Source organism: Methylobacterium sp. J-070 (assembly GCF_022829385.1).
GTDB lineage: Bacteria > Pseudomonadota > Alphaproteobacteria > Rhizobiales > Beijerinckiaceae > Methylobacterium.
This window is the reverse complement of the sequence record NZ_JAKSXX010000165.1, coordinates 115,457-130,916: the sequence shown is the minus strand read 5'-3', so window position 1 is coordinate 130,916 and position 15,460 is coordinate 115,457. Positions and strand designations below refer to the sequence as shown.

Below are 15,460 nucleotides of genomic sequence, written 5' to 3'. Positions count from 1 at the left end.
GGCGTGTCCTTCTCGGCCGATTGGCCTGCGTCCTGGTGGGGTCGCGGTGCCTTTGCCTCGCCGTCGCGCTGCTTCACCGTCCGCCCCTGCGTCCCAAGCCGTACAAAATGATCTCGCAACTCAAAAGCTGGCAGCCCTCGATCGGCCATCCTGCGGCACAAACCAGCCGCGCCGCAGTAGGACACCAAGTTGTCAAGCTTCGCAAGTCAATGATTACAGCTTCTAGTTTAAGCGCACACAACTTTGCAACATTGTTGCGGAAATGTCGGCAGTCGTACTTTGCACGGAGTCTAGGGTGCGCCTTGTCGCCGCGCCGTGGGTCGCCAGAGCGCGGGATGGCTTGTAGGGTCACCATCTCAAAGGAGAGACGCATGTTCATTGCGATGAATCGGTTCAAGGTCGTCAAGGATGCGACCGCGGACTTCGAGGCTGTCTGGCTGGGCCGCGACAGCCACCTCGGCGAGATGGATGGCTTCGTCGAGTTTCACCTTCTGCGGGGGCCCGAGCACGACGACCACGTCCTGTACGCGTCGCACACCATCTGGCGCTCGCGGGCGGATTTCGAAGCCTGGACCCGGTCCGAGCAGTTCCGCAAGGCGCATGGCCGGGTTCCGAGCACCAAGCCGCTCTACCTCGGCCATCCGCAGTTCGAAGGCTTCGAGGCGATCCAGACCGTGGGCGGCGCGGCCGCACCGCGGGAGGCGGCCGAGGCCGTCTGACGCCGCCATCTCCGCCGGGCGAAGACGCCCGGCCGCTCCCGCGGCGCACGGTGGAAGCCTGCTGCGGCGTCGCGTCTCGCCCCGGTTGTATTGCCCCGGGAAGCAACGCGCTAGAATTGGGCAGGGCTGCGCCCGGCCGGTTGCCACCGGTCTTTTTCAGACGAAAAAGCGGCTCAGGCCCGCTCAGCATTAATTATGTATTGCCGCGTCCGGCCGCGCATATTAGTCGGCAGCGGCCTTGAACGGATGGAAACGCGAATCTCCGGGGCCCGCCGTTTGCTCGGTCGACGGGACCGAACGGCTTTGAAACCAACGGTGTTTCAGACCGGTACATAGTCCGCTCAAGACGGGACTTGGCGCGCCAGATGTTTCAAGACCGGCTTCCGGAAACGTTCCAGGCCCTGCCGAACGCGGCTGAGCGTCGCCGCAGCGTGTGGTCGGCCCTTCTGCCGCGCCGGAGCCAGGCGGCGGTGCGGATCGCCCTGTCGGCGGCGCTCGCCGGCACCGACATCGCGGCGATCCTGGCGGTCACGCTGTTCATGGAGTTCGCCTACCACGTCGTCTGGCGCGCCGGGTCGATCTGGACGAACGATCTGCGGAGCCTGCAGATCGCAGCCCTGCTGAGCGTGGTCATCGTCGCCACCAACGCCCTGCGCGCCGATTACGATCTCGACCGCGCGATGACCCGGAAGGCGAGCCTTCAGCGCACGGCGTCGCTCTGGCTGGTCGGCTGGGCCGCGGTTCTCGTCGTCAGTTTCATGACGAAGACCACCAACGACTATTCGCGCGTGGTCTGCATCGGGATCTTCTGCTTCGGCCTGCCGGCACTGGCCCTCTCGCGCGCGGCTACGATCCGTCTCGTGCGGCGCAGCCTCGCGGGCGGCTCGGCCTCCGCGAGCCGCGTGCATCTGGTCGGCTACGAGGAGGACATCGCCCGCTTCTACGCCGGCAACGAGGCCGAGAGGCTCGGGCTCCGGATCGTCGGGACGAGCTATCTGCGCCGCGTCGATCCGGGCGCCGACACGGCCGCCCGCCACGATCAGCTGCAGGAGGATCTGGACCTCGCCGTCTCGGTGGTGCGTTTTCTGCGCCCGGACGACGTGTTCGTGCTGGTGCCCTGGACCGACGCCGCCGAGGTGGAGCGCTGCATCGACGCGTTCCTGCGCGTGCCCTCGGCGCTGCATCTGCGGCCGGGGGCCGTGATGGACCGGTTTCCGGACCTTCAGATCACCCGCGTCGGCGGGGTCTCCGGGATCAATATCGGCCGCCGGCCGCTCAACGTCGGCGAGGTCGTGCTGAAACGCGCTTTCGACCTGACCGTGGCGACGATCGCGCTCGTGTCCCTGTCGCCGCTCCTCGCGGCGATCGCCGTGGCGATCAAGCTCGACAGCCCGGGTCCGGTCTTCTTCCGCCAGAAGCGCTACGGCTTCAACCAGCAGCCCTTCGGCGTGTTCAAGTTCCGGTCCATGCGGACGGATGCGGGCGCGGCGTTCCGGCAGGCGACCCGCAACGACGACCGCATCACCCGGGTGGGCGCGGTCCTCCGGCGGACCAATCTCGACGAGCTGCCGCAGATCCTCAACGTCCTGAGGGGCGAGATGTCCCTTGTCGGCCCCCGCCCGCACGCCCTGGCCCACGACCGGAGCTTCGAGCGGCGGATCGCCCTCTATGCCCGCCGCCACAACGTCCGGCCCGGGATCACCGGCTGGGCGCAGGTCAACGGCTTCCGCGGCGAGACGCTGACCGACCTCGACATGGAACGGCGGGTGGCCTGCGACCTGCACTACATCGACAATTGGTCGATCTGGTTCGACATCCAGATCATGATCCAGACCCTGGTCTCGCGCCGGGCCTACCAGAACGCGTTCTGAGCCGTCAGGAGGCCTGCTTCCGGTCCCGGCAGAGGCCGCAATCGCCCTCGACCTCGAGGATGCTGTGGGCGGGGGTGAAGCCGGCGCGTTCGAGCGTGCGCCCGAGCCCGCTCTCCAGGTCCTGCGAGGATTCCTCGTCGACGCCGCCGCAGGTGCGGCAGATCAGGAAGATCACGCCCTCGCCGGGGGCGTGTACGTGCGCGCAGGGGATGAAGGCGTTGCGGCTGGCGATCCGGTGCACCAGCCCCTGCTCCATCAGGAAGTCGAGGGCCCGATAGACCGAGACCGGCGCCACGCGCTTGCCCGGGACGCTGAGGCGCTCGGCGATGTCGTAGGCACCCTGCGCCTTGCCGGAGGCGGCGACGACCTCGAGCACGTCGCGGCGCAGCGGCGTGAATTGCAGGCCGCGCTCCCGGCACAGGGATTCCGCCCGCGCGAGCATGTCGACGGCGTCCCCCGGGCACGCGTCGTGACCCTCGTGACGGTGCATGATTGCTCCACTGACCGATCCGCAGGTTGTCCCGCGCGAGTGTTACAGTGTATCACCGCCGCCCCGGACCAGTCACCCCGCCCGGTCCCCGCGCCGGCTCGAACGCGCGACGAGGACGCCTTGCCGACCAGACCCAGCCCGAGACGCGCGGCCCGCCTCTCCCTCTTCCGGAGCGGGATCGGTCTGCGCCTCGCGGTAGCCGGCACCCTTTCGGCCCTGGTGTGGCTCATGATCGCGTGGGCGCTCGCGCTATGAGCACGCTGCCGGATCCCGCTCCGATCCGCCTCGTCGGCCTGACCCTGGGCTACGACCGGCATCCGGCGGTCCATCACCTGGACGGGACCGTCCGGGCCGGCGACCTGCTGGCGCTGGTGGGACCGAACGGGGCGGGCAAATCGACGTTGCTGAAGGGCATGGCGGGGGAGATCCGCTGCCTCGACGGCCGCATCGAGCGCGCGGGCGCCATCGCCTACATGCCGCAGGCGGACGAGATCGACCGGAGCTTCCCGCTCAGCGTCCTGGATCTCGCCGGCATGGGGCTCTGGCGCCGGGCCGGGGTCTGGCGCGGCCTGAACCGGCACCGTGGCGCGATCGAGGCCGCCCTGGCGGCGGTCGGTCTCGACGGCTTCGAGGCGCGGCCGATCGGGACCCTGTCGGGTGGCCAGTTCCGCCGCGCCCTGTTCGCGCGGCTGATCCTGCAGGATTGTCCGGTGGTGCTCCTCGACGAGCCGTTCACCGGAATCGACGCCCGCACGGTCGAGGATCTGCTGGCGCTGCTTCGCCGCTGGCACGCCGAGGGCCGCACCGTGGTCGCCGCGCTCCACGACCTGTCGCAGGTGCGGGCGCATTTCCCCAGCACCCTGCTGCTCGCCCGCGAGCCGGTGGCCTGGGGTCCGACATCCCGAGTGCTGACGCCCGACAACCTGGCACGGGCGCGCGCGCTCTCCGAGGCCTGGGACGAGGGCGCGGCCGTCTGCGCCGGACCGCGCGGCGACGCGCCCCACCGGCACGGCGCCCACGATCACGGCCTCCATGACCCGGACGGTCACCACCCCCACGAGGACGCTGCGTGATCGAGCCGTTCGGGTCCCTGGTCGCGCCGTTCGTCGAGTTCGGCTTCATGCGTCGGGCGCTGGCGGGCTGCCTCGCGCTGTCGGTCTCGGCTCCGCCCGTCGGCGTATTCCTGACGCTCCGTCGGATGAGCCTGATGAGCGACGCCATGAGCCACGCGATCCTGCCGGGCGCCGCGGCGGGCTTCCTCGTCGCCGGCCTGTCGCTGCCGGCGATGACGCTGGGCGGCCTCGTCGCCGGCGTTGCGGTGGCGCTGCTGGCGGGCGCCGTGACCCGCGCCACCGTCGTGCGGGAGGACGCGAACCTCGCGGCCTTCTACCTCATCTCCCTCGCCGCCGGCGTGCTGCTGGTCTCGCTGCGCGGCTCGCAGATCGACCTGATGCACTTCCTGTTCGGCTCGGTCCTGGCCCTCGACGATGCCGCGCTGTCCCTGCTGGGCGCCATCAGCACGCTGAGCCTGATGGCGCTCGCGGTGATCTACCGGCCCCTGGTCATGGAGTGCGTCGATCCGCTGTTCCTGCGCACGGTGAGCCGGAGCGGCGGCCCCGTGCATCTTGCGTTCCTGGCCCTCGTGGTCGTCAATCTGGTGGGCGGCTTCCAGGCCCTCGGGACGCTGCTGGCCGTCGGACTGATGCTCCTCCCCGCGGTGGCGGCCCGGTTCTGGGCCCGGGACCTCGGCGGCCTCATCCCGGTCTCCATGCTGATCGCCGCGATCGCGAGCGTGTCGGGGCTCAGCCTGTCCTACCGCTTCGACCTGCCCAGCGGTCCGGCCATCGTGCTGGCGGCGGGCGCCCTGTACGTCGCCTCCATGCTGGCCGGCCCGCGTGACGGTTTGCTCTGCCGCCTGGGGCGTCAGCGCCATCTCGAAGCCTGATCAGGGCTGATCCTTCAGCGCCGCCAGCCCCTCCCGATAGGTCGGATAGGCGAGGCGGACGCCGAGTTCGTCCCGGATCAGCCGGTTCCGCACGCGCTTGTTCTCGCCGTAGAAGCTGCGGGCCATCGGCGACAGGTCGGCGGTCTCGAAGTCGATCTCCGGCGGCAGCGGCAGGCCGGCGAGCGCGGCGGCGTGCTCGGTCACGGTCTGCGGCGCCGTCGGCTCGTCGTCGGTGACGTTGTAGATGGCGCCGGGCCGCGGCCGGTCGATCGAGGCGAGGAGCGTCGTGGCGATGTCGTCGACGTGGATGCGGTTGAAGACCTGGCCGGCCTTGACGATCCGCTGGGAGCGGCCTTCGCGCAGCTTCACGATCGGGTTGCGTCCCGGCCCGTAGATGCCCGACAGGCGGAAGACCTGCACGGCCTTGCCGGTCCCGGCGCCGAGGGCGAGCCACGCCGCCTCCGCGTCCAGCCGCACCTTCGACCGGGTGCTCCGCGGGGCCGCGGCCGTGGCCTCGTCGATCCAGGCGCCGCCCTGGTCGCCGTAGACCCCGATGGTCGAGAGGTAGCCGATCCAGGCGATCCGGCTGGCCGCGATCGCGTCCGCGTAGCGGGCGAGCACCGGGTCGCCCTCCGCGCCGGGCGGGGCCGAGACGAGGAGCGCGTCCGTGTCGGCGAGGTCGTCGGCGATCCGCGGATCGTCGGCCTCCGGGCCGAAGGCGCGCATGGCGAAGCCCGTCTCCGCCGCGATCCGCGCCGCGGCCGCGGCCTCCGTGACGGTCGCGCGCACGGTCCCGAATCGGTCACGCGCCCGCTCGGCGAAACGGCGGCCGGTGAAGCCGAGCCCGAAGACGAAGAGATTCATGCGGCGGATGTCTCGCCCGCTCGCGCTTCCGTCAAGCCGGCGGCCCGCCACTCGTCGCGCACATGGGGATCGGTCTCGGCCGCGCCGTGACGACGGTGCAGCGCGCCAACCGCCTCCGGGTCCAGCAATCGGCCGCAGGCCCAGACCGCCATGCCGCGCACCAGCGGCGACGCGTCGGCGAGGCCGGCCACGGCCGCGTCGGCGAGGTCCGGTGTCCCGGAATTCCCGACTGCGATCATCACATTGCGCAGGAAGCGGTCCCGCCCCGTCCGCTTCACCGGCGTGCCGGCGAAGAACCGGCGGAAGGCTGCATCGTCGAGGGCCGCGAGGTCCGCCAACGCGGGCGAGGCCAGATCCGCCCGGGCCGCGAGACGCGTCTCGGCGGCCGTGCGGGCGAACTTGTTCCAGGGACAGACGGCGAGGCAGTCGTCGCAGCCGAAGATCCGGTTGCCGATCGCGGAGCGGAACTCCGGCGGGATCGGCCCGGCGTGCTCGATCGTCAGGTACGAGATGCAGCGCCGCGCATCCAGGCGGTAGGGCGCCGGGAACGCCGCGGTGGGGCAGACGTCGAGGCAAGCGCGGCAGGACCCGCAATGGTCGCGTCCCGGCGCGTCGGGCTCGAACTCCGCGCTCGTGTAGATCGCCCCGAGAAGCAGCCAGTTGCCGTGCCGGCGGTCGATCAGCACCGTGTGCTTGCCCTGCCAGCCGAGCCCCGCCGCCTCCGCCAGCGTCTTCTCCATCACCGGAGCGGTGTCGCAGAACACCTTCACCCGGACGTCGCCTTTCGCCGAGAGGTAGCCGCCGAGCTCCTTCAGCCGCCCCTTCAAAACCTCGTGATAGTCCCGCCGCTGCGCGTAGGCCGCCACCGCGCCCCGATCCTTCCGCGCCAGGAGCGACAGCGGATCCTGCTCGGGCCGGTAGCTCATCGCCACGACCACGATGCTGCGCAGGCCGGGCCAGAGATTGATGGGGCTCGCGCGCTGGCCGGCCCGGTCGGCCATCCAGTCCATCGTGCCGTGGGCGCCCTCGGCGAGCCAGGTCGAGAGGCGGCCCGGCAGGTCCGGCAGACGGTCGGGCCGAGTCACGCGCAGGCCGCAGAAGCCCAGATCGCGGGCCCGGGCCTCCAGGAGCCGGCGCAGGTCGGCACCGTGATGGATCCGTCGCTGTTTCAGAAATCCAGATCCGCGTAATGGCCGGCCGGAACCATTCCGGGCACCCGGTCGGCGAGCAGGCCGCGGAACGAGGGCCGCGACTTGATCCGAGCGTACCAGTTCCGCGCCATCTCGTCCTCGTCCCACGGGACGTCGCCGAGATAGTCGACGCAGGAGAGATGGGCCGCCGCCGCGAGATCGGCGTAGGTCAGGTTGTCGCCGGCGATCCAGCGCCGGCGGGCGATCAGGTAGCCGATATACTTGAGGTGATAGCGCACGTTGGTGCGCGCGGCCCGGATCGCGTTCATGTCGGGCGGGCCTCCGCCCTCGTTCGCCGCCATGAAGCGCTTCGAGATCTTCTCGTTGACGAGGTACCCCGTCACCTCGGAATCGAACTTGACCAGGAACCAGTCGAGGAGGCGCCGCACCTCGACCCGGTCGACCGTCTCGTCGGGCATCATCCGCCGTCCCGACAGGCCGAGCCCGCGGGTCTCGTCGAGATATTCGGCGATCACGCCCGCCCCCGGGATCACGTGGCCGTTCTGCTCCAGCAGAACCGGGGTCGTTCCCGCCGGGTTGATCAGCAGGAAGTCGTCGCGGCGCTCCCAGGGCCGTTCCTCGAACAGCGTCGGCTCCATGCCCATCTCGGCGAGCACGAGACGGATGAAGCGGGAATTCGCGCAGAAGGGGAAGTGGTAGAGGGTTGCCATCGAGGCCGTGCGTGGAGTTCGGTCTGACGGTGCGGCGGGGCCCGCGCGTCGGCCCCGACGCGCACGACGTGGTCGCGCAGGACTTCGGACCAAGCGTTATTGCCCGACCGTTGCCGAGCCCTTAACACGCGCAGCCGGCTGCGGTAACCGCCCGTCAACCATGATGGGCACAGTCAGCGGCACGAGTATTGAAGCGGTTCGCGGCGCGCCCGGCATGGGCCGGCGTGCGCCCGGGCGCGAGGCAGCACGATGGATCTGGCAAGTATCGGCAAGGCGGTCTTGCTGGCGCTCGTGGAGGGCGCGACCGAGTTCATCCCGGTCTCGTCCACGGGCCATCAGCTGCTGGTCGGCCACTTCATCGGCTTCCACTCGCCCAACAACACCTTCGAGGTGCTGATCCAGCTCGGCGCGATCCTGGCGATCCTGGCGGTCTATTTCCGGCGCCTGCTGGGGATCGCCACGGCGGTGCCGTCCGACCCGAAGGCGCGCCGCTTCGTGCTGGGGATCCTGGTCGCCTTCCTGCCGGCGGCCATCATCGGCGGCATCTTCTCCAAGATGATCAAGGCGTACCTGTTCAACCCGTGGATCGTCTGCGCGACCCTGGTGGCGGGCGGGCTGGTGCTGCTGGTCATCGACGACACAGACCTCGACGTGAAGAAGACCGACGTCTACGACTTCTCGCTGCCGATGGACCTGAAGATCGGCATCTTCCAGTGCCTCGCCATGATCCCCGGCGTCTCGCGCTCCGGCGCCACCATCGTGGGCGCGATGCTGATGGGGGCCGACAAGCGCTCGGCCACCGAGTTCTCGTTCTATCTGGCGATGCCCACGATGGCGGGCGCCTTCGCCAAGGACCTGCTGGACAACTACAAATACCTTTCGGCCAACGACGTCGGGCTGATCGTGATCGGCTTCGTCGTGTCGTTCATCGCGGCGCTGTTCGTGGTGCGGGTGCTCCTCGACTACGTCTCGCGCCACGGCTTCTGGCTGTTCGCGTGGTGGCGGATCATCGTCGGCGCCCTGGGTTTCGCGGGCCTGATCATCTTCGGCTGAGGCACTCCCCGTCGCTCCCGGCGGCGGGACCTGAGCGTCGGACGAGCCCGCCGCCCCGATGCGCCGAGACCGGTGGGGTCCGGAGGGTGAGCCGGGCCGCCTCAGGCCGCCCGCTCGGATCGCCGCTCCAGCAGGGACGGGAGGAGCTTCAGGTTGAGCGGCTTGGCCAGGAAGCCGTCGAACCCCGCCTCCCGGGCGGCGATCTCGTCCTCGCGGCCGGCATTGGCGGTGAGCGCGACGAGGTGCAGCCGGCCCGACCCGGCGGCTTCGGCGGCGCGGATCCGCCGGGCGGTCTCGTGCCCGTCGAGGCGGGGCATGCGCACGTCGATCAGGGCGAGATCGAACGGGCCGTCCGAATCCAGCCGCTCCAGCGCCTCGACGCCGTCGACCGCGTGGACCACCGCGGCGCCGAGACGCTCCAGAGCGCGGGTCGCCAGCAGGGCGTTGATCGGGTTGTCCTCGGCGAGCAGGATGCGCAGGCCGCTGCCGATCCGGGAGGGGGCCGGGGGCGGCGCGGCGGCGGTCTCGGGCGGGATGGCCGGCGCGAGCAGCCGCTCGAACAGCGACCGGGTGCGGACCGGCTTGATCAGATAGCCGCCGAAGCCCGCCGCGCCCGGCGCACCGAACCCGCGACGGTCGAAGGGCGAGAGCAGGACGAGGCTGGTGCGCACCCCGCAGGCGCGCGCCGCGTCGGCGATCTGCCGCACCGCCGCGTCGCCCAGGGCCCGGTCGGCCAGCACCGCGTCGAACGCCGCCCCCGACAGGGCATCGAGTCCGGCCTCCACGGTGTCGACGATCACGGTGGCGGCACCGGCGCGGGACAGGCTGCGGGCGAGATAGGGCGCCTGGAACGGCGAATCAGCCACGATCAGGCAGCGCAGGCCGGCACGGTGGGGCAGCGGGTCGCGCGAGCCGTGTCCGACCCCGGCGATCTCTGCCAGCGGCAGCACGACCCGGAAGGTCGAACCCCGCCCGACACGCGACTCCGCGTCGATCCGGCCGCCCATCCGTGTGACGAGGCGCCGGGTGATGGCGAGACCCAACCCGGTGCCCTCATGGCTGCGGCTCGGGCTGCCGTCACCCTGCTCGAACTCCTCGAACAGGATCGGCAGCCGGTCCTCCGGGATGCCGGGGCCGGTATCGGCCACCGCCAGCACGACGCCGCCGCCGGGCTCGTCACGGGTGTAGCCCAGGCTGACGCCGACGCCGCCGCGCTCTGTGAATTTGATGGCGTTGCCCGCCAGATTGATCAGGATCTGCCGGACCCGGTCTGGGTCGCCCACCACCCCGGACGGGAAATCCGCGGCGACGTCGAGGGCGATCTCGATCCCCTTGTCCTGCGCCCGCGGCGCCAGCAACTCGACCACGCCTTCGGCGAGCGCCGGCAGGTCGAAGGGCTCGGCCGCCAGATCGAGGCGCCCGGCCTCGATCCGCGAGAAGTCGAGGACCCCGTCGATCAGGCCAAGCAGAGCCTGACCGCTGGTGCGCACGGCCTCCACGTAGGTGCGCTGCTCGGCGTCGAGGTCGGTCCCGAGGACGAGGTCGGCCATGCCCAGAATGCCGTTGAGCGGCGTGCGCATCTCGTGGCTCACCGTCGCCAGGAAGCGGGATTTCGCCACGCTCGCCGCCTCGGCCCGCTCCAGGGCTCCGTCGCGGCTGCGGATCGCCTCGACGCGGGCCGTCACGTCCCGGCCCGCGCACAGCCAGTGCATCGCGTCGCCGTGCGCCATCGGCATCTCCACGAGGGCGAACCAGCGCACGCGGCCGTCGGCGGCCCGGACCTGCGCCTCCATGCGACGGACCCCGTCGTCCCCGACCTGGACTGCGTGGCGGTCGAGGATCTCGAGTTCGGTCTGCGCGCCGAGCAGGTCGATCGGCTCGCGGCCAAGCAGGCGGGCATAGGCCTCGTTGGCGTAGGTGATGCGGCCCCGGGGGTCCCGCTGGACGATGATCTCCGTGGTTGCGGCCACCAGGGCCCGGTAGCGATCCTCGCTCTCGCTGATCCGCCAGATGCGATCCTGCAGCCGCTCGGCCTCGTTCTCGTCGGACAGCGCCCCGCGCGACCGCCAGCGGTCGAGCGCCAGGAGCGTCCCGACGGCGAGCGCCAGGACCAGGGCGATGTCCTCGATCATGCGTGCCTCCCCGGCGGAGGCCGGTCGGAGGCAGGATCGCAGGCGAAGCTGAAGGCGGCGTTGGGAAAGGGGCTTAACCGGCGGTTGCGGCGGGCGCCGGCCCGACCGCGACCGCGATGAGCCGCCGGAAAGGTGTCCGGCGCGTGATCCGAAAAGCGGCTCACGAGTTGCCTGCCAATACGGCGGCCAGGACAGCGGCCCGGACGGAGGCGGCACATGCCCGGTGAGCACTACGATGTCATCATCGTCGGATCCGGTCCGGGGGGCGGGACGATGGCGTGGCGCCTTGCCCAGACCGGCAAGCGCATCCTGCTGATCGAGCGCGGCGACTACCTGCTGCGCGAGCCGCGGAACTGGGACAGCCAGGCGGTGATCGTCGACGGCGTCTACCAGGCCAAGGAGACGTGGTACGCCTCGGACGGCCGCAGCTTCCACCCGGGGCTGCACTACTATGTCGGCGGCAATTCGAAATTCTACGGCTCGGTCCTGTTCCGCCTGCGCGAGCAGGACTTTTCCGAGATCCGCCACCAAGACGGCGTCGCGCCCGCCTGGCCGGTGGGCTACGACGAATTCGAGCCGTACTATCAGGCGGCCGAGGACCTGTTCCACGTCCACGGCCTGCGCGGCGAGGACCCGACCGAACCCTGGTCGCGCAAGCCCTACGGGCATCCGCCGGTCTCGCACGAGCCGCGGATCCAGGAGCTGTTCGACAACCTGAAGCAGGCCGGCCATCACCCGTTTCACCTGCCGGTGGGCGTGCGCCTGGTGGAGAAGGACGGGAGGGCCGTCCCGACCTCGCCGTGCATCAAGTGCGAATCCTTCGACGGCTTCCCCTGCCCCACCAACGGCAAGTCCGACGCCCAGACCATGGTGGTGGATCCGGCCCTGCGGGACTGCCCGAACCTGACGCTCCTGACCCGCACCTATATCGAGCGCCTGATGACGGATCCCGCGGGCCGCACCGTCACGGGCGTGGTCGGCAACCGGGACGGCGCGCCCTTCGAGGCCTCCGCCGACCTCGTCGTGGTCGCCTGCGGCGCCCTCTCGTCGGCGCTGCTGCTGCTGCGGTCAGCCAGTGCACAACATCCGAACGGCCTCGCCAACAGGTCGGATCAGGTCGGGCGCAACTACATGCGCCACAACAACTCAACGGTCCTGGCGCTCTCCAAGACGCCGAACCCGACCCGCTTCCAGAAGACGCTCGGGCTCAACGACTTCTACTTCGGCGACCCGGATCCGAAGGACGCCTGGACCTTTCCCCTCGGCCACATCCAGATGGTCGGCAAGTCGGACGGGGCGCAGATCCACGGCGAGGGCCTGCCGGGCTTCCTGCAGTGGTTCCCCGACAAGCCGTTCGACTGGATCGCCAAGCACTCCGTCGATTTCTGGCTGACCTCCGAGGACGTGCCGCTCGCTCAGAACCGGGTGTTCTACAAGGACGGCGAGGTCCATCTCGACCTCACCGAGACCAACGTGGAGGCGCACAAGCGGCTGCGGCACAAGCTGCGCGAGATCTGCAGCTTCACCGACATCCACCCGCACCTGTTCGACCGCGCGCTCTACCTCGGCAAGAACGTGCCGATCGGCGGGACGGCCCATCAGGCCGGCACCCTGCGGTTCGGCGATGACCCCGCGACCTCGGTGCTCGACCGGGACTGCAAGGCCCACGAGCTGGACAACCTCTACGTGACCGACGCCGGCTTCTTCCCGTCGATCGGTGCGGTGAACCCGACGCTGACGATCATCGCCAACGCGCTCCGGGTCGCCGACCACCTCGTCCAGCGGATGGGCGCGACGGACGAGATCCCGCCGCCCCGCCTCTACGACCACACCGAGCCGCGGGTGCCGCTGCCGGCCTGACCTCGGTTCGATCGGCGACGTCCGCCCCGCGGTCGCCTCGCGATGAGGGCGAGGGCCGGATCGGCGGCGTCATGCTCGCCCTCGGCAGAGTGGATGTTGCTATAGCTCGGCGGCGAAACCGACCGACCGTGACCGCCGTGGCCATCGACCATATCGACCTCAGCCGCATCGACCTGAATCTGCTGGTCGCCCTCGACGCGCTCCTCGACGAGCGCAGCGTCACCCGGGCGGCGGCCCGGGTCGGGATCGGCCAGTCGGCGATGAGTTCGAGCCTCGCCCGCTTGCGGCGCCTGTTCGACGACGAGCTCCTGACCCGGGCGCCGGATGGGATGCGGCCGACGCCCCGCGCCCTCAAGATGGTCGAGCCGCTGCGCGCCACCCTCCGGCAGGTGCAGGCGCTGGTGCACCGGGAGGAGCGCTTCGATCCGGCCACCCTGGAGCGCACCTTCACGGTGAGCCTGCCCGACAGCGTCGAGGCGCTGCTCGGCCCGCGGCTGATCGCGCAGCTCCGGCGGGAGGCGCCCGGCATCCGCCTGCTGCTGCGCTCCGTCGACCGCACGCGGGTCCTCGACGAGCTCGACGCCGACCGGGTCGATCTGGCCATCGGGTTGTTCTCCGAGGGCCAGCTCCACCACAAGCAGCGGCTGCTCTATCGGGACAGCTACGTCGTGCTGTTCAACGCCGCGCTGATCGGCCTGCAGCCGCCGATCGGGCTCGACGACTACCTGCGGTTCCCGCACGTCCTGACGTCCCTGCGCGAGACCGCCCACGGGGTGGTCGACGACGCGCTGGCGCTTATCGGCCGCGCGCGCGTCCTGGCGGTGACGACCCCGCGCTTCCTCGTCGTCCCCTTCATGGTCCGGGCGGCCCCGGTGATCGCCACGATGCATGCCCGGCTCGCCAATGCCTTCGCCAGCGCCCTCTCGCTCAGCGTCAGCCCGGTGCCGGTGCATCTCGACGACGTCCCCATCTCGATGCTCTGGCACGCCTCCTACGATCATGATCCGGCCCATCGCTGGTTGCGGGATCTCCTGGTGCGGCTCGCCCACGAGCCGCCGGCGCCCGGCATCATCTGACGGCCGGCGTCACAGGCACGGATCGTCCGCCGCCTCCAGCCGGCCGCTCGCGATCGCCGCGCGAAACAGGGCGAAATCCGCCGCGTTCCGCTCGGCGTAGGCCGCCGCCCAGTCGGCGATCGCGCCGCTCAGGTCGTGGTGCTTGCCGCTGCCGCAATAGCCGGCGATCGCCGCCGCGTCGCCGGTCCGGGCATGGGCGCGGGCGAGGAGCGCCCCGTAGGCGTACGAGAAGGTCAGCAGCGAGGCGCCGGACATCCGCGCCAGGGGGAGCGCCCCCTTCAGGTTCTTCATCTGCCGCACGTAGAACGGCCGGCCCGCGATGCTGGTCCAGCCGAGCAGCGGGTCGCCCACCGCCTGAAGCAGGCGCTGGCCGTAGATCACGCGTTCGCCCTCGTGTCCGGCATAGGGCGCCGGCATGCCCGGCAGGTACGGCGCGTGCGCCGGGCGGACGGCCTCCTTGACCTGCAGGAAGAGGGCGTCCGCGTCGGAATTGCCGAACAGGAGCGCCAGATAGGCCCGGGTCCCGACGCTGCCGATCCCGACGACGCGGTGGGCCACGTCGACCACGTGGTAGCGGTCGAGCATGAAGCGCCGCTCCCGCGGCAGGGTCTCGGCGTAGCGCTCCAGGCCGGTGACGACGCCCTCGCGGGTTTCCGTGTCCACCGGCGTCAGGATCGGCGGGTCCGACCGCAGGCGCCAGCTGCCGTCGGTGCGGCGCTCGGCCACCTGTGCGAGGAGGCTGCGGTTGTTCCGGCGCCGCGCCTTGTCCACCGCTCGCCGCACCACGGCCCGGGCCTCCGAATCCATCCGGAGACCGGCAATATGCGGCCCGTCGGCCCGCGTGGTCTGATACCAGACGTCCAGGGAGCCCTGGGGCGCCAGGCGCCGCATCGTGTGCTGGTAGCCGGAGACCGCGTCCATGACCGCGGCGCGGCGCTCGCCCGCCGGCGCGCCCGCATCCGCGGTCGCCACCGCGAGGCCGGCCGCGAGGCGTTTCAGGTCCCATTCCCACGGGCCGATGGTCACCTCGTCGAAGTCGTTGAGGTCGAGCACGATGTCGCGTTGGGGCGTGCCGAACAGGCCGAAATTGTCGATATGGGCATCGCCGTTCATCACCACGTCGATGCCGCTGCGCGGCCCGCGCGACAGGTCCCAGGCCATGACGTGCGCGGCCCCGCGCAGGAACGCGAAGGGCGAGGACGCCATCCGGGCGACCCGCAGCGGGATCAGGCGCGGCTGCCGTCCCCGGTGCGCCGCCTCGATCAGGGCGATCGGGTCCGGACGGTCCGGATCGGAGGCCAGCTCGGCCTGGGATGCGTGGGGCACCTCGGCCCGCAACCGTTTGCCGGCGTGGCGCCGCTTGTCCCAGGATTCGACGCCCACGCGGAGATCGATCCGCGGGAAGTCCGCGATGGGTGCCAGCACCGAGTCCGCGGCCGGAGCCTCGGTTTCGCCCTGTGCCGACGCAGTCTTGTCGCTTCCCGCCCGATCCATCGATTTCCAATCCGCTGGCCGCGGCAGATGCGCGACCGTACGGACCTCGTCCCAGATCGGGGAGCGACTTCCATACGTTAGCATCGGCCCGGCTC

Annotated in this window: 13 protein-coding genes; 7 read left to right on the top strand and 6 right to left on the bottom strand. The window is 70.8% G+C overall.

Features of this window, described 5'->3' with window-relative positions:
* Nucleotides 1-371 precede the first annotated feature (371 nt).
* The gene (locus MKL01_RS16625; RefSeq protein WP_243906313.1) at nucleotides 372-719 is read left to right on the top strand and encodes an antibiotic biosynthesis monooxygenase family protein; all 348 of its coding nucleotides are present in this window, start codon (nucleotides 372-374) and stop codon (nucleotides 717-719) included.
* Nucleotides 720-1,084: 365 nt separating this feature from the next.
* Nucleotides 1,085-2,590, top strand: a complete 1,506-nt coding sequence (locus MKL01_RS16620) for an undecaprenyl-phosphate glucose phosphotransferase (protein ID WP_243906312.1) — start codon at nucleotides 1,085-1,087, stop codon at nucleotides 2,588-2,590.
* Between the two features lie 4 nt (nucleotides 2,591-2,594).
* Here the strand turns inward: MKL01_RS16620 and MKL01_RS16615 are convergent, their stop codons facing one another.
* Nucleotides 2,595-3,080 (bottom strand): transcriptional repressor, encoded by a 486-nt coding sequence (locus MKL01_RS16615; protein WP_243906311.1) that lies wholly within the window; start codon nucleotides 3,078-3,080, stop codon nucleotides 2,595-2,597.
* Between the two features lie 251 nt (nucleotides 3,081-3,331).
* On the opposite strand from MKL01_RS16615, the gene MKL01_RS16610 reads away from it, so the two are divergent.
* On the top strand, nucleotides 3,332-4,153 hold the full coding sequence (locus MKL01_RS16610; RefSeq protein ID WP_243906310.1) for a metal ABC transporter ATP-binding protein: 822 nt from the start codon (nucleotides 3,332-3,334) through the stop codon (nucleotides 4,151-4,153).
* A 47-nt stretch (nucleotides 4,154-4,200) separates the two neighbouring features.
* Entirely contained in the window at nucleotides 4,201-5,025 is an 825-nt protein-coding gene (locus MKL01_RS16605; RefSeq protein WP_243906568.1) for a metal ABC transporter permease, read from the top strand.
* Here MKL01_RS16605 and MKL01_RS16600 read toward each other — a convergent pair whose 3' ends face one another.
* From MKL01_RS16600 to MKL01_RS16590, 3 genes are read right to left on the bottom strand one after another with little or no spacing between them, the layout of a single operon-like run.
* Entirely contained in the window at nucleotides 5,026-5,889 is an 864-nt protein-coding gene (locus tag MKL01_RS16600; protein WP_243906309.1) for an SDR family oxidoreductase, read from the bottom strand.
* Nucleotides 5,886-7,028 (bottom strand): tRNA epoxyqueuosine(34) reductase QueG, encoded by a 1,143-nt coding sequence (gene queG / locus MKL01_RS16595; protein ID WP_313901473.1) that lies wholly within the window; start codon nucleotides 7,026-7,028, stop codon nucleotides 5,886-5,888. Before queG ends, MKL01_RS16600 begins: the two co-directional genes overlap by 4 nt.
* A 29-nt stretch (nucleotides 7,029-7,057) precedes the next feature.
* Nucleotides 7,058-7,750 (bottom strand): glutathione S-transferase family protein, encoded by a 693-nt coding sequence (locus tag MKL01_RS16590; RefSeq protein WP_243906307.1) that lies wholly within the window; start codon nucleotides 7,748-7,750, stop codon nucleotides 7,058-7,060.
* 249 nt (nucleotides 7,751-7,999) lie between these two features.
* Here MKL01_RS16590 and MKL01_RS16585 point away from each other — a divergent pair, with 249 nt between their 5' ends.
* Complete coding sequence (locus MKL01_RS16585; protein WP_243906306.1) at nucleotides 8,000-8,803, top strand: undecaprenyl-diphosphate phosphatase; 804 nt, start codon at nucleotides 8,000-8,002, stop codon at nucleotides 8,801-8,803.
* 101 nt (nucleotides 8,804-8,904) lie between these two features.
* Here the strand turns inward: MKL01_RS16585 and MKL01_RS16580 are convergent, their stop codons facing one another.
* Nucleotides 8,905-10,935, bottom strand: a complete 2,031-nt coding sequence (locus MKL01_RS16580; RefSeq protein ID WP_243906305.1) for an ATP-binding protein — start codon at nucleotides 10,933-10,935, stop codon at nucleotides 8,905-8,907.
* A gap of 216 nt (nucleotides 10,936-11,151) precedes the next feature.
* Here MKL01_RS16580 and MKL01_RS16575 point away from each other — a divergent pair, with 216 nt between their 5' ends.
* Nucleotides 11,152-12,795 carry a GMC oxidoreductase gene (locus tag MKL01_RS16575; RefSeq protein WP_243906304.1) on the top strand — a complete coding sequence of 548 codons (1,644 nt, stop codon included), beginning with the start codon at nucleotides 11,152-11,154 and terminating at the stop codon, nucleotides 12,793-12,795.
* A gap of 137 nt (nucleotides 12,796-12,932) precedes the next feature.
* On the top strand, nucleotides 12,933-13,871 hold the full coding sequence (locus MKL01_RS16570; protein ID WP_243906567.1) for a LysR family transcriptional regulator: 939 nt from the start codon (nucleotides 12,933-12,935) through the stop codon (nucleotides 13,869-13,871).
* Nucleotides 13,872-13,880: 9 nt separating this feature from the next.
* On the opposite strand, the gene MKL01_RS16565 is transcribed toward MKL01_RS16570, so the two are convergent.
* The gene (locus tag MKL01_RS16565; RefSeq protein WP_243906303.1) at nucleotides 13,881-15,365 is read right to left on the bottom strand and encodes a DUF2252 domain-containing protein; all 1,485 of its coding nucleotides are present in this window, start codon (nucleotides 15,363-15,365) and stop codon (nucleotides 13,881-13,883) included.
* Nucleotides 15,366-15,460 lie beyond the last annotated feature (95 nt).